Genomic DNA, 18,830 nt, shown 5'->3' with positions numbered 1-18,830 from the left:
AGAAATATGGAAGTAAAACAATCTATTATTAATCACTTTCAAGAAGCAAGAATTAAAAAAGATCAAACTGTAAAAGTTTTTGAAATAAATTTTACATGAGAGTATACAAATCTATTTGATATCATTTCAAAACCAATATTTTTGAAGTACTTAAATATGAAATATAAGAAAGAATTTATTAAAAAAACTGTGATTAATTTCAATGAAACAATCGATTATTTAAGAAATTTCAATAAAGAGGTCGAACAAACAATTTGAGACTACCTAATTCAAACTAATAATGATAAAATTATTTACAATATATATGAAGAATTTTTAGCTTTTATATATAGTTCAACAAAAGCTTTTATTAATGATGTTTTGATTGAACAGATTATCTTTTGGAACGAAGGTATTGAAATTAAAACACTGAATAATAAAAAATATGATGTTGATTTGTATTTTAAATACGAGTTAGAAAAATATAAAAAGAGTTTTCAAAACTTTATATTTAAAAAATTAAAGATCTTACAAAAAGAAGAACCAAATAACTCTGTTATTGGTATAGTTATTCAAGCGTATGAAGAAAATTTAAAAGAAAATGAAATGAAGTTAATTGTTTTAAAACAAGAAGCTTTAATAAAGTAGCAAAAGGAGTTTTTTATGTTAAAAAAAATTAATAAGATTAAAGATCAATTTATATCTGATTTAAATAAAGTAAAAACAATTGAAGAAGCTGAAAAATTGAAAAAGTCTTTATTAGGTAAAGAATCAGAATTAAGTGAAATTTTGAAATCTTTAAAAGATTCTGATACTAATGATAAACAAGCTATTGGAATTGCCAGTCATGAGTTAAGAACATTTATTGCATCAACAATTGATGAATTTGTAGCAAGAATTAAAAAAGAAGCGCTTGATGCAAAATTAGCTAGTGAAAAAATTGACGTTTCACTAACAGGTACATTAGCAAGATTTGGAACTAAACACCCTCTTAATATTGTTGTTGAAGAGATTACACAAATCTTTACAGAAATTGGTTTTGATGTATTAAATGGAAATGATGTTGAAAGCGATGAATATTGTTTTCAAAAATTAAACTTGCCAGTGGGGCACCCTGCTAGAGATATGCAAGACACTTTCTATATAGATGAAGAAACTGTTTTAAGTACTCACTGTACACATATGACAGCTAGAGTTTTAACACAAATGGCTAAAGACGAAAACTTTGAAGGTAACTATGCCTGTGTTGCTATTGGTAATGTTTATCGAAGAGATGACGATGATGCAACTCATTCACACCAGTTCATGCAATTAGATTTATTATGTATTGGTAAAAAAATTACTTTTGCTAACTTAAAATGAGTTTTAAAATACATGTGTAAAAGATTATTTGGTGAAGAAGTTAATATTAGATTAAGACCAAGTCTATTCCCATTCACCGAACCAAGTGTAGAAGTTGATGTAAGTTGTTTTAAATGTTCTGGTAAAGGTTGTTCAATTTGTAAATATTCAGGTTGAATTGAAATATTAGGATCAGGAATTATTAATGAACAAGTTATGCTATTAAATGGAATGGATCCAGAAAAAAATACTGCGTTAGCTTTTGGTGCAGGTATTGAAAGAATAGCAATGCTTAAATTTGGAATTTCAAACATTAGAAACTTATATGAAAATAATGTTCAATTTTTAGAACAATTTAAATTTTATGGAGAGTAGGTAGAACATGATTATTACAAGAAAATGATTAGAAAAATACTTAGATCTTTCTAATATTACAAATGAACAAATTTCAGTTTGTTTAAACTCTTTAGGATTTGAAGTTGAACAAGAAATAGATTATTCAAAATTGAATACAAAATTAGTTATAGGACACATCGAAGAGTCAGATCCAATTGAAGGAACAAAACTAAAGAAAACTAAAACTCGTATTGGTGAAAACAAATATGCAACAATTTTATCAACATCAAGAAACATTGAAGAAGATAAATTTGCAATAGTTGCTTTACCTGGGGCTAAATTAGCTAATGGTCTAGAATTAGAAAATAGAGAAATTTTAGGTATACTTTCAGAAGGAATGTTTTGTGGTTTTAATGAGATTGGATTACCTAATTCAGTTTTAACAGAAGATGAACAACAAGATGTATACTACATTGATTCAATCTATAAAAACATGGATGAAATGGTTGGAAGAGAAATTAGTGAAGTTTTAAATTTTGATGATTACACTTTTGAAGTAGATTTAACTTTAAATAGAAGTGATGCTTTAGCAGCAAAACAATTAGTAAAAGAAATAGCTAACTATTTTGATTTAAAAATTAATAACAATGAACATAAAGTTAAATTTGAAAAACCAACTGAATCAATAACTATAGATTTAAATAAAAAAGTTGAAGATGAAGTAAATACTGTTTCACATACTTTTATTGGTTTAAAAAATACTAATACACCTTTCGATTCATCTCATGACGTATGATTAAAACATTCAAATGTTAAATCAGCTCAAAACAAATTTGAAAATATAGCTAATATGGCAACTTTAATTTCAGGTCAACCTTTTATTTTAATTGATGCTGATAAAGTTAATGGAGAATTAACTTTAACAAAACAAACAATAGATGAAAAAGAATTAATTGTTTTAAAATCAGGCAACTCAATTGTTAATATTTTAGGACTAAAAACTGAAGATAAATTTAAAGTTACTGAAGAAACAGTTACAATGCTTGTTGTAATGTTAAATTTAGACCAAATATCAATGCGTAAACAACAAAGAAACTTAAATGTTAGCACAGTTGATACTCAAAGATATGCAAAACCATTAAATCCAAACCTTTATGATCAAGGAATAGATGAATTAGTTTCAATATTAGATGAATATAAAATGTTAGAAGATGTTCAAAAAGTTGTAACAACAGTTCAAAAACAAAATTATGACAATGTATATTCAATTACTTTAGAAAAAGTTCAAGATATTCTAGGTATTGAAATAACTGTTGAAGAAATAATAAGTTTATTTAGAACATTAGATATTGAAATATCTGTTAAAAAGTCTGAATTAACATTTACTGTTGATAAAAATAGAACTGATTTATATGGCAAGAATGATTTATGCGAAGAGATAGCTAGATTATATGGTTATGACAATATTATAGAACAACCTTTAGAATATGTAAGTTTCAAAAAAACTAAAAACTTAGATAAAAAACTTAAAGATAAATTAAGCGATTATTTAGTTGGTGCAGGTTTTAACAATATTAAAACATATTCTTTAACTGATATAGAATCAAATAAAACTTGAAACTTATTTAAAGTTAAAGATCCTGTTGTTTTAATGAGTCCTTTATCAATTCAACGTGAAACATTTAGAAATAATTTATCAAAATCTATGATAGATACAATTATTTTTAATGCTAATAATGGAAACAAATCAGTAAAGTTTTTTGAAATGGCTGATATCTTTGCACTAAATGGATTCAGACAATCAAATTTATGTTTTGGTGTTTCAGGAGAAGCAATTACTGATTCATTAAGTCAAGTACATATTAAATCAAATTATGCTTATATAAGTTCAATTTTAATGAGCGTTTTAGATTTATATAAAGTTGATGTAACAAATGTTACATTTGAAGTTAACGATAAAGCTATTGATGAAATTCATCCTTATATTAATGCAACTGTAAAATATAAAAATAAAAAAATTGGATTTATATATAAATTAAATCCTGCATTTGAACAAGCTAATAAAATTTATCCTACATTCATTTGTGAAGTAAATTTAAACTTATTACTTGAGATTGCTGATAAAGTGCATGTAACTAGTGAAATTTCTAAATTCCAAAAATCAACAAGAGATATTTCTTTTGAATTAAGTAATGATGTTAATTTTGATACAATCGTTAAAGCAATGTTAAAAGATCTAAATTATTTAACAAATTACAAAGTAATAGACAAATATTCAGATGAACAAATGGATAAAGAAAATATTTCATCATTAACTGTTAAATTATCATTTAATAGTTTAGATCACCAGTTAACTGAAAAAGAGATTAACGATGATTTTGAAAAAATATTAAATAATTTAAAAGAATTAAAAGTTAAAGTTAGATAGTACTATGAATAAACAATATTTTGAAAAACAAGTACATACAGAATTAACAGAAATAATAAATGATTTGGAATCAATAAAACTTAATAACATTTTAGTGAAAAAAGTTAAGTATTTAGATTATGATATTGATGTTGATTGAATAAGTTCAATTGAAACCGTTGCAGTTAATGGCATTATCAATTTCACACTTGATGCTATTGATTCAAGAACTGGAGAAGAGTTTGAATACTCTGATTCAATTGATTGAAATGATGAATATTCTTTTTCTGATTCTATAAACGATCAAGCTAACATTATAGTTGGCGAAGAATTCGATGTACAAAATTATGTAATAGAACAAATAAATATAAATTTACCTTTTAATTTGTCAAATAATAGTGATATAATAAAAAAGACTGGATTTGGTTGGACAATTATGTCTGAGGAAGAATTTCATCAAAATGAACAAAATAAAGTAGATCATAGATGAGATAAATTGAATGAGTTCATGAAAAAATAAAATGTTAAGGGGGTTTTAAGATGGCTGTACCATTTAGAAAGACAAGTAAATCTGCTAAAAATAAAAGAAGAAGTCATTTAGCTTTAGTAGCTTCTAATTTAGTTTCATGCGAAAACTGTGGGTCAATGATTAAACCACACAGAGTTTGTAGAGAATGTGGATTCTATAAAGGAAAAGAAGTTAAATCTGTTCAAGATTAATTTCTCTTAATAATAAAACGATGAGGTTAGCCTCATCTTTTTTTGTGTTTTTTTAACTTTTTTAATTCTTTTTATTAACAAAATTAAATAAATATAGTAATATATATTTATAAAGTGGGAAGAAATGGGGGAAAGTGGTATGTTATTCTTTGGAACATATGATCATAATCTGGACGATAAGCAAAGACTTACCATCCCTTCAAAAATGAGAAACAAGATTTTAAACTCAACAGTTTATGTTTCTAAGGGCTTCGAAGGAAGTTTAGAAATGAGAACTGAAGAAGAATTTGAAAAGTGAAGTTCTCAAATATTAAATCTTTCTTCTTTTAATAAAGAAACAAGGATGATAACTCGTGAGATTATAGCCAATACACATGAAGTTGAAATCGATAAGATAGGAAGAATTAAAATTCCAAATAACTTATTGAAGCTGGCTAACATTGAAAAAAGCGTTTACATACTTGGTATGGGTGACAGAGTTGAAATATGAGATCAAAAATCATATGACAATTATCAAAATGATAACAGTGACAGAATGGAAGAAATTGCTGAAACAATTTATCAAGGTTTAAATAAATAATGGAAAAACATATACCAGTATTATTGAAAGAATCAATTGAGTATCTAAATATTAAGGAAAATGGAATTTATGTTGACTGTACTCTTGGTAGAGCTGGACATTCAAGTGAAATACTAAAAAAATTAAAAGATGGTAAATTATTTTCAATTGATCAAGATGAAACAGCAATATTAGAAGGAACTGAAAAACTTACAAAAATTAGTAACAATTTCAAAATACTAGAAGGAAATTTCGTTAACATTTCAGCAATGTTGGCAATGCAAGGGATTTTCGAGGTTGATGGTATCCTTTATGATTTAGGAGTTTCTTCGCCACAATTTGATGTGGCAGAAAGAGGTTTCAGTTATAGATTTGATGGTCCACTTGATATGAGAATGGATAGAGCTAATAATTCTCTAACTGCTCACAAAATAGTGAACGAATATACACAAGAAGAACTAGAGCAAATTTTATGAAATTATGGTGATGAAAAATTTGCAAGATCAATTGCAAAAAATATTATTCTTTCAAGACCTATAAATACAACATTTGAATTAGTTAGTGTAATAAAAAAATCTTTACCAGCAAAAATATTGAAACAACAAAAACACCCTGCTAAAAAAACATTTCAAGCTCTAAGAATAAGAGTTAACAATGAAATGGAAACTTTAGAAAGTTCGTTAGAACAAAGTTTAAATTTATTAAAACCAAAAGGAAGGGTTGTTGTTATAACTTTCCATTCATTAGAAGAAAAAGTTGTTAAAAACATATTTAAGAAATATACACTTGATGAACAACAATTTTACTTAAGTAATTTACCATATGAAATTGAATCATCAAAAGACTTTAAACTGTTGTTTAAAAAGCCATTAAAACCCACAAATACAGAAGTAGAAAATAATAATAGAAGTCATAGCGCAAAGCTTTGAGTAATTGAGAAAAAATAAAGAAAAAAAGAGGATAGAGTTATGTTAAAAAATAATAAAACATTTACAACAGTAGAAATAAGAAAAAGTGTAGTTAAAATTAATGCTTATAGAGTATTAAAAAACAACATTATTTCAATTTTTGAAAATGAAATCGAAGCTAAAAATAACTCTACTTTTTTAAATGAAAATGGAGTTGTTAGAGATTCTATTTCAACTTTATTAAAAAAAGATATATCTGCAATGATTAAATCAATTGTTAAAGAACAATCAGAATTAAAAGATAATAAAATTTTTATGGTTGTTCCAAGTTCAACTTATAGTTTTACAACAAAGAAAAAAACAATTTCAAGTGAAATGCCAATATTAATGACAGAAGAATACGTAAATGATTGCTTTAAAAAGATAGTTAAAAGAGAACAACAAGCAAATAACGCATATCACTTAGATATTGAACTAGTTCAAGTAAAAATTGATGGAAACAAACAAGAAGTTAATAAATTAAATGTTCAAGGTAAAGAAATTGAACTAATAATTTCAATTAAATCAATTTACAAAAAAGTTTTTGAATCACACAAAAATGTTATTGAAAAAATTGAAGAAGGTAAAGATTCATACATGACAAACCTTGAAGCTTTATATAACTCAATTCAAAGACCTTCAAAAGATGAAAGCGATATTATAGTTGTCGATTGAAAAGAAGATCATATTGAAGCTGGATTATTTAAAAAAGGCGCATTTGTTGAATATGCATCAACAAACAATGGTATGAACAGCATAATTAAAAAAATATCAAATGAATTTGGACTTAGTGATGAAATGAGTAAACACTATTTATACAACAACATTAACTTCGATTCAAAAAATATTTTAAAAACTGTACTTTTAAAATTTAAAAATTCTTTAGTTTCAAAAACATTATCAGGTGAACAAATTCAATTAATAGTGAAAAAAGCAGTTAAAAATGCATACAAAGAAATTAAAGAATCATTTGTAGCAAAAGAAAAAATTGATTTCTATGTAACACCTATATTTAACTTTGGTTTAATTCAAGAAATTCCAAATGGTGTTTCTTTAATTTCTGAAGCAAAAGTATCTTCAGATTATGTAAATCAAGTAAAAGTTATTGGTGCTCTAAAAAACAATGAACACTTTGAAAGTTATGGATTAATAAGCAAAATTACAAGCAAATTTATATTTGACGAATTTAAAGCTAAAAAACAAAAAATTAAAAATGATGTTATTAATATGCAATTTGCGTTTTTTGATGATTTTGGTAGTCAAAATCAGGCAAGCGGACAATTATATTTGAAAAATGATGGTATACTAATAGATAAAGTAGAAGCATAAAAGGAGAAAACAAAATGAATAATAATACACAAGAATTTAGCCAAAAAGCCAAGATTAAAGTTATTGGAGTTGGTGGTGGTGGAAACAATGCCGTTTCAAGAATGTTTGAGCAAGGCGCTCACGGTGTTGATTTCTATATTGCAAATACTGATGCTCAAGTTTTAGCAGGATCAAATGTTCCTAATAAAATTATTTTAGGAGAAAAATCAACAAAAGGTTTAGGTGCTGGAGCAAACCCTGAAGTAGGTAAAACAGCTGCTTTAGAATCTGAAAATGATTTAAGAGCTGCTTTAGAAGGTGCTGATTTAATTTTTGTAACTGCTGGAATGGGTGGAGGAACTGGAACAGGTGCTGCTCCAGTTATCGCAAGAATCGCTCAAGAAACAGGAGCTTTAGTTGTTGCTATTGTAACTAAACCATTCAGATTTGAAGGTAAATACAGAAACACTTTTGCAGAAGAAGGAATAATTGAATTAAAAAAATACGTTGATTCAACAATTGTTATCTCAAATGATCGCTTATTAGAGTTCATTGGTGCTAAACCTATTCAAGAAGCTTTTGCTGAAGCTGACGCAATATTAAAACAAGGTGTTCAAACAATTACAGACTTAATTGCAGTTCCTGCTTTAATTAACTTAGACTTTGCTGACGTTAAAACAGTTATGTCTAAAAAAGGTAACGCATTATTTGGAATTGGTTTAGGAACAGGTCCAGATAAGGCAAACTTAGCAGCTAATGATGCTATCTCATCAACTTTACTTGAAGCAGCAATCGTTGGTGCAAAAGATGTTATTGTTAATGTTACTGGTGGAGAAGGTATTTCATTAAACGATGCTTATGATGTTGTTGATGTTGTTAATCAAGCAATTGATAACCCAGAAGTAAATATCGTTTTTGGAGTAGCTATTAATAAAGAATTAACTGAAAAAGATGAATTAGTTGTAACTGTTATTGCTACTGGTTTTGATGAAGAAATGATTAAATCATCAGCAAACTTAGGAACAAAATCAAACGCGGCTTCAACATTTGCAAATTTAAGAACTTCAAGTTTATACAAATCAACTCATGTTGAAGAAGAACAAAAAGCACCTACTTCATTTGAAGAAGATGTTCTACATGCTCACCAAACTATGCATTCTGTAAATAGTGGTGCATCAACATATTCAGATGATACTGAAGATGATTTCCCAACATTCTTGAAATAGTAGGAGAATGAAAATGAAAATTAAAGAACTACTAGATAAAATGAAAACTAAAAAACTTGAATCAGGGGAAATAGATCAAGCTTTAAACGATGTAAATGGATACAGTATGTATGATGAAGAAGATTCAACAACTAAAGAAGAAGTTGAATATTCAAATGAAAGTGAATTAAACACAATCAATCAAGATATTCCTTCTAAAAGAACTGAAATTATTAAGCCTACTTCTTTTTCTGAAGCAGCTAAAATTGCAGATGAATTAAAAATTAATAAAATTGTTTTAATTGATCTTTCAGGATTAGAAAAAGCAGAAAAAAGAAGAATTATAGATTTCATATCAGGTGTTATTTACATTAATGATGGTATCTACAAAAAAATTGAAGGTAACATTTACAAAATATTAATTAGAAAATAAGCACTGCTTATTTTTTTTATTTCATTTTTATTTGTATGTTTATAGTAAAATATAAATAATAGAAAAGAGGTTATTATGTCAGAATATTCAACTTTAGCTCATAAAATGATTCAAATGTGAAATTCAAGTTTTTCCAAAACAATTAAGCAACGTGAAGAAGCAGCAAGTTTAAAAATTAATTTTGTTAAAACAATTAATAACTTTAATTCAACTAATAGAAATTCAAATAAAAAATTAAAAATAAAAGAATATAAAAGCCCAACAGCTAATTTCACAACGCTTTCAAAAGATGGTGTAAAAATTGTTGCTAGTGTATGATTAAATCCAAAGCCAAGTAATAAATGAGTAATTGGTGTTCATGGATTCAATTCAGGAAGATTCAATGTTTTATATCTAACTTGACACTATCGTTCATTAGGGTATAACATAATAACTTTTGATTTTAGAAATCATGGATCAAGTGATAGTGATGTTGTAACTTGAGGTTATAAAGAAAAATGAGACTTAATGACAATTATTACATGAGTAACACAAAATTATAAACCAGAAGAAATTGGTCTTGTTGGAACAAGTATGGGTGGATTTACAGTTAACTACCTAGCTTTAACAGAAGAAAAATTTGTTAAGGAAAATAATATTAAATGAGCAATATCAGATTCAGCTTATATGTCAGTTTCAAAACTTCTAAGAAGTATGGTTGCTAATAATGCCCCAAAAATATTTGAGAATTATGTTAACTTGGTTTTAGAAGACATGTTAAAAATATATAAAAATGAATATGGAGTTAATCTAGTTGAACTTGATTTTATTAATTTAATTGAGACAAAACATAAGTATATACCTATTATGTATATTCATAACAGATTTGATAGAGTAACAAACTTTTTAGATAGTTTTAAAATGCAAGATGTTAAAAACAATATAGAAGAATCTAAAGTGAATGAATTAATTATTTATGATACAGGAATTAATCATACTAAATCAATTATTAAGTTTACAGAAGATTACATTTTAAGAACAACAGATTTTGTTAAAAAACATCAAATTTAATTAAAAATAATATAAAATATTATTATAAAAACTAAAGGACAAGTTTTTTAAATTAATTATTCAAAGAGAGCTAGTGGTTGGTGTAAACTAGTAATAATATTTAAAAGATATCACCTTTTTTCAACAGAAAAGAAAAATTATATTGAGTAGAATTCTGCGGTGGCACCGTTAAAACCTTGAAGATGATAAATTAAGCTTTAATTTATTAATTAGGATGGTACCGCGGTTAGTCGCTCCTTATATAAGGGGCGATTTTTATTTTTAAAGGAGATTAGAAAATGAAAAACATTTATAAAGATACATTATTAATCGGTCAAACAGATTTTGATATGAGAGCTGGCTTAAAAGATAAAGAACCAGTTATTCAAGAAATGTGAGATGCTAAGAAAATTTATGATCAAAAACAAAAACTAAATGAAGGAAAACCTTTATTTATGTTACATGATGGTCCACCATATGCAAACGGTGATTTACACATTGGTCATGCCTTAAATAAAACATTGAAAGATATGATAATCAGATGAAAAAATGCTAATGGTTATTTAGCTCCTTTCATTATGGGTTGAGATACTCATGGTTTACCTATTGAAACAGCTGTAACAAAAATGGGTATTGATCGTAAACAAACTCCAGCAGTTGAGTTTAGAGACATGTGTAAAGACTACGCTTTAAAACAAGTTGCAAATCAAGCTAACCAATTTAAGCGTTTAGGTATTTTTTCTAATAGCGATGTTAAATATGTTACATTAACTCATGATTTTGAAGTTAGTGAATTAAGACTATTCCAAAAAATGTATGAAAAAGAAATGGTTTACAAAGCATTAAAACCAATTTACTGATCTCCTTCAAGTGAATCTGCTTTAGCTGAATCTGAAATCGAATATAAAGATGTTAAATCACCAACTATTTTTGTTGCTATGAAAGTTGTTGAAGGTAATGCAAAAATTGATACTGATACTGAAATTGTTATTTGAACAACAACACCTTGAACTATTCCTTCAAACCAAATGGCTGCTGTTGGAGAAAACATTGAATATAACATTGTTAAAGCTAATGATAGAAAATTCATTTTAGCGTCTTCATTAGTTAATAAAGTTGCAGAACAAATTGGCTGAGAAACATTTGAAATTTTAGATACTTTAAAAGGACCTGAAATTGTTGGTGTTAAATATGCTCACCCATTATATGAACAAAAAATTAATCCAGTTGTAATTGGACATCATGTTACTGATGAAGCTGGAACTGGTATTGTTCATACCGCTGGTGGATTTGGGGAAGATGACTATATAATTGTTAAACAACATGGTATAGAACCATTTGCTCCAATTGACGATCAAGGTAAGTTTACAAATGAAATTGCTGAATTTGATGAAAAACTTGTTGGAGTATTCTACGAAGATGCTAATAAAATTGTTGGTATGGATTTAGAAGCAAAACAAAGATTATTAAAATTAAAATTTGTTTCTCACTCATATCCACATGACTGAAGAACTAAAAAACCTGTTATTTACCGTTGTACATCACAATGATTCATTGGTTTAGACAAAGCTAAAAATCAAATTTTAGCAAATGTTGATCAAATAACAACAAAACCTGAATGAGCAAAAAAACGTTTATATCAAGTATTAGAAGACAGAACAGATTGAACTATTTCACGTCAAAGACTATGAGGAGTGCCAATTGTTGCATTTTACGATCAAAATGATAAGTTAGTTCTTAATAATGAAATATTAGCATTTGCCATTGATAAAATAGCTGAATTAGGAACTAATGCTTGATTCGATAAACCAGCAGATACATTCTTACCAGAGGCTTATAGAAATAAAAACCTAAAAAAAGAAAAAGATATTTTAGATGTTTGATTTGATTCAGGTTCAAGTGCAATTGCATTAAGCGAAAGATTTAAAAATTTACCATTACCATATGATTTATATTTAGAAGGAAATGATCAATATCGTGGATGATTTAATGCATCAATGATTAACTCAACTATCTACTCAGGCAAATCACCTTATAAAAAACTAATTTCTCACGGAATGACTGTTGATGAAAAAGGAAATAAAATGTCTAAATCATTGGGAAACGGAATCGATCCTATTGAGTTTGCTAATACACAAGGTGCAGATATTTTAAGATTATGAGTTGCTTCAACAGATTATACTGATGATCAAAAAATAGGACCTGAAATTATTAAACAAATTGGAGAATCTTATAGAAAAATAAGAAATACAATGAGATTTATTTTAGCTAATTTATTTGATTTTGATCCAAGTAAGGATTATCAAACAAATTTAACTGAAGTAGATAGATATGCGCTTAATAATTTAAGTGTTGTTAAAAATAAAGCTAGTGAAGCTTATGATAATCTATCCTATAACCAAGTTTATAATTTGGTTGTTAATTATGTAACTAAAGATTTATCTTCATTTTACTTAGACTTTATTAAAGACATTTTATATATTGAGAAAAATGACTCAATTAGAAGAAGACAAGTTCAAACAGTTTTATATGAGCAACTTTGAATGTTAATAGATTTATTAAGACCAATATTAATTCATACAATCGAAGAAGTTTACCAAGCAATGGTTAATTTAAATAAAACTGATTCAGTTCACTTATTAGATAATAAGAAACAAGACTTTATTGAATCAAATGAATTCGTAACAAAATGAAATAACATTATGGTTTTAAGAGACGATGTAAATAAAGCTTTAGAAATAGCAAGAGAACAAAAAATAATTAATAAAGGTTTTGAAGCAACAGTTAAAGTTTGTTTAAAAGATGAATTTAAAAATATTGAATCAACAACTGAATTAGAAAAAATCTTTATTGTTAATTCTTTAAGTTTCACAAATGATTGTTCTGGATTATCTGAGCAAAAAATTGCATTTGTTGGTGTAGAACTTAAAAATGGAACAAAATGTGAAAGATGTTGAGGAATATTTGACACATTAATAAATAATGAAATTTGTGAAAGATGTAATTCAGTAGTAGAATCATTATAAGCATTAAGGGGTGATAGTTATGTTTAAAAATCAAATATCTAATTTAATTTTTGGATTAAAATCATATGATTTTAAATGAAAATTTAAACTGATTATAGCTACCCCTATAATGAGCTTTTTGATACTGTTAGATTGAATAATTAAATGAGTTGTTGTTGCAACAATGAAAGAAAACGACTCAAAAACATTTATAAATGGATTTTTAAATATTCAATACAAAATAAATTTAGGTTCTGCTTATGGTCGCGGTGATTATGCAGATGGTTTAGCTAAAACAGTAACTTTAGCAGCATTATTTGTTGCACTACTAATCATTGTATTTATATTTTTAAATGATAAAAAATGAATTATTACTTGTTCAATATTACTGGCTGGTGGTTTTGCAAACTTATTAGCAAGAGCTTGAGCTCCAGCTACTATAAGAGATGGCCAAGAAATTTATGGTGGAGTTGTAGATATGTTTGTATGAGGCTTTGACTTCTTAGGCTCTTCAGGCTATATATTTAATTTAGCTGACATGTGGGTGAATATTGGAATCGGAATTGGGGCAGTGTGTTTTATTATAGAAATGATCAACATATTTAAACCAAAAAAACAAAAAGAAATAAATAAAGAGGTAGATAAAAATGAAAATAAAAGCTAATGTTGAAAAAGTAAGGTTAGACAAATACTTAGTAGATGCTTTAGCTGAATCTACTGAATATTCAAGAAGTTACATTCAAACTTTAATCAAAGATGGCAATGTAATAGTTAATGGTAATGTTGAAACAAAACAAAATTTTAATTTAATTGGAGATATTGAAATAGAAATCAATATTCCTGAAGTAAAAACATCAACAATAAATCCTGAAAAAATTGATTTAGATATTGTTTATGAAGATGATGATATTTTAGTTGTTAATAAACCAAATAACATGGTAGTTCACCCTGGAGCTGGAAACACAGAAGGAACAATGGTTAATGCTTTATTGGGAAGAGATGCTGAATTCTTAAGTACAATTGGTGGTGTTGAGAGACCTGGAATTGTTCATAGAATAGATAAACAAACAACTGGTCTATTAATTGTTGCTAAGAATGACAAATCTCACCAAGTATTAACAGAAATGTTGAAGAACCATGAAATATACAAAGAATATGTAGCTTTAGTTTGAGGTGAAATAAAAGAAGATAAAGGAATTATCGATGCACCGATAGGTAGACACCAAAATGATAGAAAAAAAATGATGGTTACTTCTAAAAATTCTAAATATGCAGTAACTAATTTTGAAGTTATTAAACGTTTAGACAAAACAACATTAGTTAAGTGTGCTATTGAAACTGGAAGAACACATCAAATTAGAGTTCACTTCAATTTCATTAAACATCCAATTGTAAATGATCCTTCATATGGTAAGTTAGCAGAGAAACAAACTGATTTTGGACAAATGTTACATGCGTATAAATTAGAATTTTTACACCCAATCACAAAAGAAATGGTAAAATTAAAAGCAGAATTACCAAAAGAATTTACTGATAAAATTCTTCAGGAAGGCGGGGTTGAAAATGACTGAAAAACAATCTAACACTTATCAAGCATTGGTTAAGTTTTTGAAAAAAGAATATAAGTACAAAAACGTTGATAAAAAAATAAAAGAGTCACGTGCAATATTTATTAATAATTCTAATCAGTATGTAATAATAGATCTTCAAATACAAGGTTCAACAGAAAATTGATCAAATATTGAAATGACTGCTCAAAAAAACTTTATGAATGAGAAAGTTAAGAAATTAAAAATTGTTATTAGTGAATATGAAAATAAATTAACAGAAGATGAAACTGAAATTCTAGTTATTACAACTCCAGAAGAACTTCAAAATAATTTAGTAAAATTTTTACCATTAATTTCAAAGTTTAAAAATAATAAACAAACAGCTCAAAATAAAGAAGAAAACTTAATTCAAGACGAAGATTTAAATGATGAAATTAAAATGAATAATTTTAAAATAGCTTTAAATAAAATTAAAAATAATAACATTAGTTTTACATGAATCATTTTATTCTTTTTCATAATAATGCCCGTTTCGTTTACTATTATTGGTTTATTCATGAACTTAAGCATTCTAGAAGGTATGTCATACAATGATGCTGGTCAAATAGTTAAATGGTCAGCAAGAGCATGACAAGCACCAATGATAATATTTGGTGGTACAAACCAAACATTAACAATAGCTGGTGGTCAATGATGAAGAGTTTTCACTTATGGTTTTAGTGCTATGGACTCAGGAAATGGGATAGTATTTAGTGCTTTAATGATTTTCTTATTAACAACTTCATTATTCTCAATAAGTAAAATCACTGAAATTATTATCGGTAATGTATGAAAATTAGCTATTTCTTTTGTTTTAGCGTATATAACACTTGGTTTTGTTGTTTCAGCAACATTACCATATACTATTACTTCAGGTTCTCTTCCAATTATTGGAATTATGGTTGGAATATTAGCTATGAATGTTTCTGGAGAAACATCACCAATAGCAAGATTTGGAAAAGTAAAAGTTATTTGACCAATAGTTTTAATTATTCTTGCTATTTTCAATAGCCAAGACCAATTAAGTTCATTCTCAGTATTGATGTCAGGAATTATATTTGGATCAATTTTTGCAGGTTTAGTAAAAAAACCAGTAAAAGACTGAACATGAAGAGAAAACATTTTAATATTATTCTTATTAGTATTTATAGTTGTAGCAATAGTTTTTGTTGTTACTCTTAAAAAAGCACCAGCATATAACTATAGTGTTATTACAGCATTACAATTTTATGCAAAAAATAAAATAGGTGGAGATTTTGATCATTATAATCAAGTATTTGAAAAAATTGGATGATTAGGTAGATTTCAAGATGGAGCATGAAATGAAAATCTATATCCAAAACCTCCAACTGTAGCAACAATTAATTTAGCTTCAACTGCTGATGTTATTACAAACATTAAATTAGGAATCAAACTATAATGAAAAGAGAGAATTTTTTAAACTGAGAACAATTCTTTATGACTGTTGCTAAAGTTTGTGCAATGAGAAGTAAAGACCCATCAACTCAGGTTGGAGCTATTCTTGTTAACAATTTAAATCAAATTATATCAACAGGTTATAATGGATTTCCTAGAGGTGTTAATGATGATGAATTTCCTTGAACAAGAGAAGGAGAATGAATTGATACTAAATACCCTTATGTAGCTCATGCTGAATTAAACGCTATTGTAAGCGCAAGAACAAACTTAACTGACTCAGATGTTTATGTTACTTTGTTCCCATGCAACGAGTGTACAAAAATTATCATTCAAGCAGGAATTAAAAAAGTATATTACCTTGAAGATAAATATAAAGATTCAAACGAAGTTAAAGCTTCTAAGAGAATGTTAGATGCAGCTAAGATTGAATATAAGCAAATTAATGATTTTAATGTAAAAATATCAATAGATTAACAAAAAACCTCACAAGATTAGACTGTGAGGTTTTCTTATAGGCTATTAATTGATAAAATTAAATAAAATAAAAGGATGCATTATGATTGAAAATATTGGAATTGATATTGTTGAAAACAAAAGAGTTAATTTAAGACAAAATTTTTTAAATAAAGTTTTAACTAAAGATGAGTTAGAAAAATTATCAACACTATCTTCAAAAAAAGCAAAGATTGAATTTGTTGCTGGAAGATGAGCTGTAAAAGAATCTATTATTAAAACATTAAAAAATAATGAAGTATTGCCAATGAGTAAAATTAATATAGGTTACTTAGAAAAAACACCAATTATTTTAAATAAAGAATTAACTAATATATTGATTTCAATTTCTCATGAAAAAAAATATTCAGTTGGTATGGCGGTGAAGAAAAATGATTAAAATGATTTGAGCACAAACAGAAAAAGGAGTAATTGGTAAAGACAATTCACTTCCTTGATCTATAAAAGAAGAAATGCAACATTTTAGAACAACAACGTTAAATCAAAATGTTTTAATGGGTGGTAAAACATTTGAGTCAATGAACTTTAAAGGGTTACCAAATCGTATCAATTATGTACTTACAAGAGATACTGAAAAGTACAAAGAACACATGTCAGAAAATGTAAATTTCATTAATAAAAAAGATTTTATTTTAAAAGAATTTAAAGGCAATACATCAAAAGATGTTTACATTATTGGTGGAAGCCAAATATATGAATTATTCTTTGATGATTGTGATGAAATCATTAGAAGCATGATAAAAGATGATTTTGAAGGAAATGTACATATCAAAAACTTTAACTATGATAATTTTGATAAAATAAATATAGTGGAAAAAGAACACTTTTATGTTGAATACATGAATAGGAGAAAATAAAATGACAAAAGAAAAAGAAGTTAAAAAACCAGTAGCTAAAAAAACTGAAACAAAACCAGCAACTAAAAAAGCAGCTACACCAAAATCACCAGCTAAAAAAACTGCAACAAAACCAGTTGCAAAAAACCAGCCAGCTAAAAAAGTTGAAGAAGTTAAAATTGAAGAAGTTAAAGTCGTTGAAACTACTGAAGTAACAAATGTTAGTTCAACAAAAACAACTAAATCAAAAACTAAAAAGAAAAAAAAGGAAAAATTAAAACTTAATTTTTGAAAAATGACATACATGTGATTACCAATGTGAAACATGATGCGTAAAGCTAAAAAAATAAGTAAAAAGAATTTAAAAAGCCCAGGATATTTTTCAGAAGAATATTGCTATAATTTTGTTAAAAAAGCAGCGAAAAGAATTTTATATGTTTCTGATATAACTGTTAAATGTGAAGGAATTGAAAATTGATTAGATCGTGGAGTTATATTAGCACCTAACCATCAATCAAACTTTGATCCAGTTGCACTTGTAGCATTAAATAATTTTTATCTTCAACAGCCTTTAGCGTTTATTGCTAAAAAAGAATTATGAGAAGATAAAAAATTTGGTAGATTTGTTCGTTTAATGGATTGTATCCCACTTGATAGAAAAAACCCAAGAAGTGCATTAGAAGCTTTCAAAGAAGGAAAACAATTAGTTGTAGACTTTAGACGTTCATTAGCTATATTCCCAGAAGGAACTAGAAGTCATTCACAACAAGTAGGAGAATTCCAACCAGCAGCATTAAAAGTAGCTCAAATGGCTAACGCTCCTGTTGTTCCAGTTACAATAATTAACTCATACCAAGTATTTAGCAAAGATAGACCAAAACATATTGAAATAAAAGTTGTTTTTGGGAAACCAATAATGCCTTTAAAACATATTTCATTAAAAACAGAAGATCTAACAAAAAATACAAGAAAAGTTATTATTGAAAACATGGAAAAATGAGTTGATAAAGAAATTTTATTAGATCATAAAACAATAAATAAAATTAATTTGAAAAATAGAGAAGACTTCCAAAAAGCAGGAAATTCTAAACCTAAAAAATCTAAAGAAAAGAAAAAACTTAAAGATATATTTAAAGTTGTTGACTAACAACTTTTTTTATTTTAAAAAAAGCATTTTTTTTAAAATTTTGCTTGTTTATTTAAA

At 26.7% G+C, this 18,830-nt stretch carries 19 protein-coding genes; all 19 read left to right on the top strand.

Annotated elements, in window-relative coordinates; translation table 4 throughout:
• Window positions 1–6: 6 nt before the first annotated feature.
• On the top strand, window positions 7–627 hold the full coding sequence (locus MFL_RS02115) for a hypothetical protein (RefSeq protein WP_011183299.1): 621 nt from the start codon (window positions 7–9) through the stop codon (window positions 625–627).
• Window positions 628–642: 15 nt separating this feature from the next.
• Window positions 643–1,695 carry a phenylalanine--tRNA ligase subunit alpha gene (gene pheS, locus MFL_RS02110; RefSeq protein WP_011183298.1) on the top strand — a complete coding sequence of 351 codons (1,053 nt, stop codon included), beginning with the start codon at window positions 643–645 and terminating at the stop codon, window positions 1,693–1,695.
• Between the two features lie 7 nt (window positions 1,696–1,702).
• Window positions 1,703–4,084 carry a phenylalanine--tRNA ligase subunit beta gene (gene pheT / locus MFL_RS02105; RefSeq protein WP_011183297.1) on the top strand — a complete coding sequence of 794 codons (2,382 nt, stop codon included), beginning with the start codon at window positions 1,703–1,705 and terminating at the stop codon, window positions 4,082–4,084.
• A 4-nt stretch (window positions 4,085–4,088) separates the two neighbouring features.
• The gene (locus MFL_RS02100; protein WP_011183296.1) at window positions 4,089–4,583 is read left to right on the top strand and encodes a YceD family protein; all 495 of its coding nucleotides are present in this window, start codon (window positions 4,089–4,091) and stop codon (window positions 4,581–4,583) included.
• 20 nt (window positions 4,584–4,603) lie between these two features.
• Complete coding sequence (gene rpmF / locus MFL_RS02095) at window positions 4,604–4,783, top strand: 50S ribosomal protein L32 (RefSeq protein ID WP_011183295.1); 180 nt, start codon at window positions 4,604–4,606, stop codon at window positions 4,781–4,783.
• Window positions 4,784–4,907: 124 nt separating this feature from the next.
• Window positions 4,908–5,363: a division/cell wall cluster transcriptional repressor MraZ gene (gene mraZ / locus MFL_RS02090; RefSeq protein WP_011183294.1), complete on the top strand. Its 456-nt coding sequence runs from the start codon at window positions 4,908–4,910 to the stop codon at window positions 5,361–5,363.
• Window positions 5,363–6,289, top strand: a complete 927-nt coding sequence (gene rsmH, locus MFL_RS02085) for a 16S rRNA (cytosine(1402)-N(4))-methyltransferase RsmH (protein ID WP_011183293.1) — start codon at window positions 5,363–5,365, stop codon at window positions 6,287–6,289. Before mraZ ends, rsmH begins: the two co-directional genes overlap by 1 nt.
• A gap of 21 nt (window positions 6,290–6,310) precedes the next feature.
• A complete protein-coding gene (locus MFL_RS02080) occupies window positions 6,311–7,618 on the top strand; it encodes a hypothetical protein (protein ID WP_011183292.1) in 1,308 nt (435 codons plus the stop codon).
• 14 nt (window positions 7,619–7,632) lie between these two features.
• The gene (gene ftsZ, locus MFL_RS02075) at window positions 7,633–8,823 is read left to right on the top strand and encodes a cell division protein FtsZ (RefSeq protein WP_011183291.1); all 1,191 of its coding nucleotides are present in this window, start codon (window positions 7,633–7,635) and stop codon (window positions 8,821–8,823) included.
• 13 nt (window positions 8,824–8,836) lie between these two features.
• The gene (sepF, locus tag MFL_RS02070) at window positions 8,837–9,235 is read left to right on the top strand and encodes a cell division protein SepF (protein ID WP_164919787.1); all 399 of its coding nucleotides are present in this window, start codon (window positions 8,837–8,839) and stop codon (window positions 9,233–9,235) included.
• A 72-nt stretch (window positions 9,236–9,307) separates the two neighbouring features.
• The gene (locus tag MFL_RS02065) at window positions 9,308–10,285 is read left to right on the top strand and encodes an alpha/beta hydrolase (RefSeq protein WP_164919812.1); all 978 of its coding nucleotides are present in this window, start codon (window positions 9,308–9,310) and stop codon (window positions 10,283–10,285) included.
• A gap of 278 nt (window positions 10,286–10,563) precedes the next feature.
• Window positions 10,564–13,290, top strand: coding sequence for an isoleucine--tRNA ligase (gene ileS, locus MFL_RS02060; RefSeq protein WP_011183288.1), 2,727 nt, complete (start codon window positions 10,564–10,566; stop codon window positions 13,288–13,290).
• Between the two features lie 19 nt (window positions 13,291–13,309).
• Entirely contained in the window at window positions 13,310–13,933 is a 624-nt protein-coding gene (locus tag MFL_RS02055) for a signal peptidase II (RefSeq protein ID WP_011183287.1), read from the top strand.
• A complete protein-coding gene (locus MFL_RS02050) occupies window positions 13,917–14,852 on the top strand; it encodes an RluA family pseudouridine synthase (protein ID WP_011183286.1) in 936 nt (311 codons plus the stop codon). Before MFL_RS02055 ends, MFL_RS02050 begins: the two co-directional genes overlap by 17 nt.
• Window positions 14,833–16,278: a hypothetical protein gene (locus tag MFL_RS02045; protein ID WP_011183285.1), complete on the top strand. Its 1,446-nt coding sequence runs from the start codon at window positions 14,833–14,835 to the stop codon at window positions 16,276–16,278. The genes MFL_RS02050 and MFL_RS02045 overlap by 20 nt, the downstream gene beginning before the upstream one ends.
• Window positions 16,278–16,751, top strand: a complete 474-nt coding sequence (locus MFL_RS02040) for a deoxycytidylate deaminase (protein ID WP_011183284.1) — start codon at window positions 16,278–16,280, stop codon at window positions 16,749–16,751. The genes MFL_RS02045 and MFL_RS02040 overlap by 1 nt, the downstream gene beginning before the upstream one ends.
• Before the next feature lie 82 nt (window positions 16,752–16,833).
• Entirely contained in the window at window positions 16,834–17,169 is a 336-nt protein-coding gene (locus MFL_RS02035) for a holo-ACP synthase (protein ID WP_011183283.1), read from the top strand.
• On the top strand, window positions 17,162–17,647 hold the full coding sequence (locus tag MFL_RS02030; protein WP_011183282.1) for a dihydrofolate reductase: 486 nt from the start codon (window positions 17,162–17,164) through the stop codon (window positions 17,645–17,647). Before MFL_RS02035 ends, MFL_RS02030 begins: the two co-directional genes overlap by 8 nt.
• Before the next feature lies 1 nt (window position 17,648).
• Window positions 17,649–18,773: a lysophospholipid acyltransferase family protein gene (locus MFL_RS02020; RefSeq protein ID WP_011183281.1), complete on the top strand. Its 1,125-nt coding sequence runs from the start codon at window positions 17,649–17,651 to the stop codon at window positions 18,771–18,773.
• Window positions 18,774–18,830: the final 57 nt, after the last annotated feature.

This window comes from Mesoplasma florum L1 (assembly GCF_000008305.1).
In the GTDB taxonomy this organism is placed as follows: domain Bacteria; phylum Bacillota_I; class Bacilli_A; order Mycoplasmatales; family Mycoplasmataceae; genus Mesoplasma; species Mesoplasma florum.
Note: the sequence above shows the minus strand (reverse complement) of the source record. Positions and strands in the feature narration are given on the sequence as shown.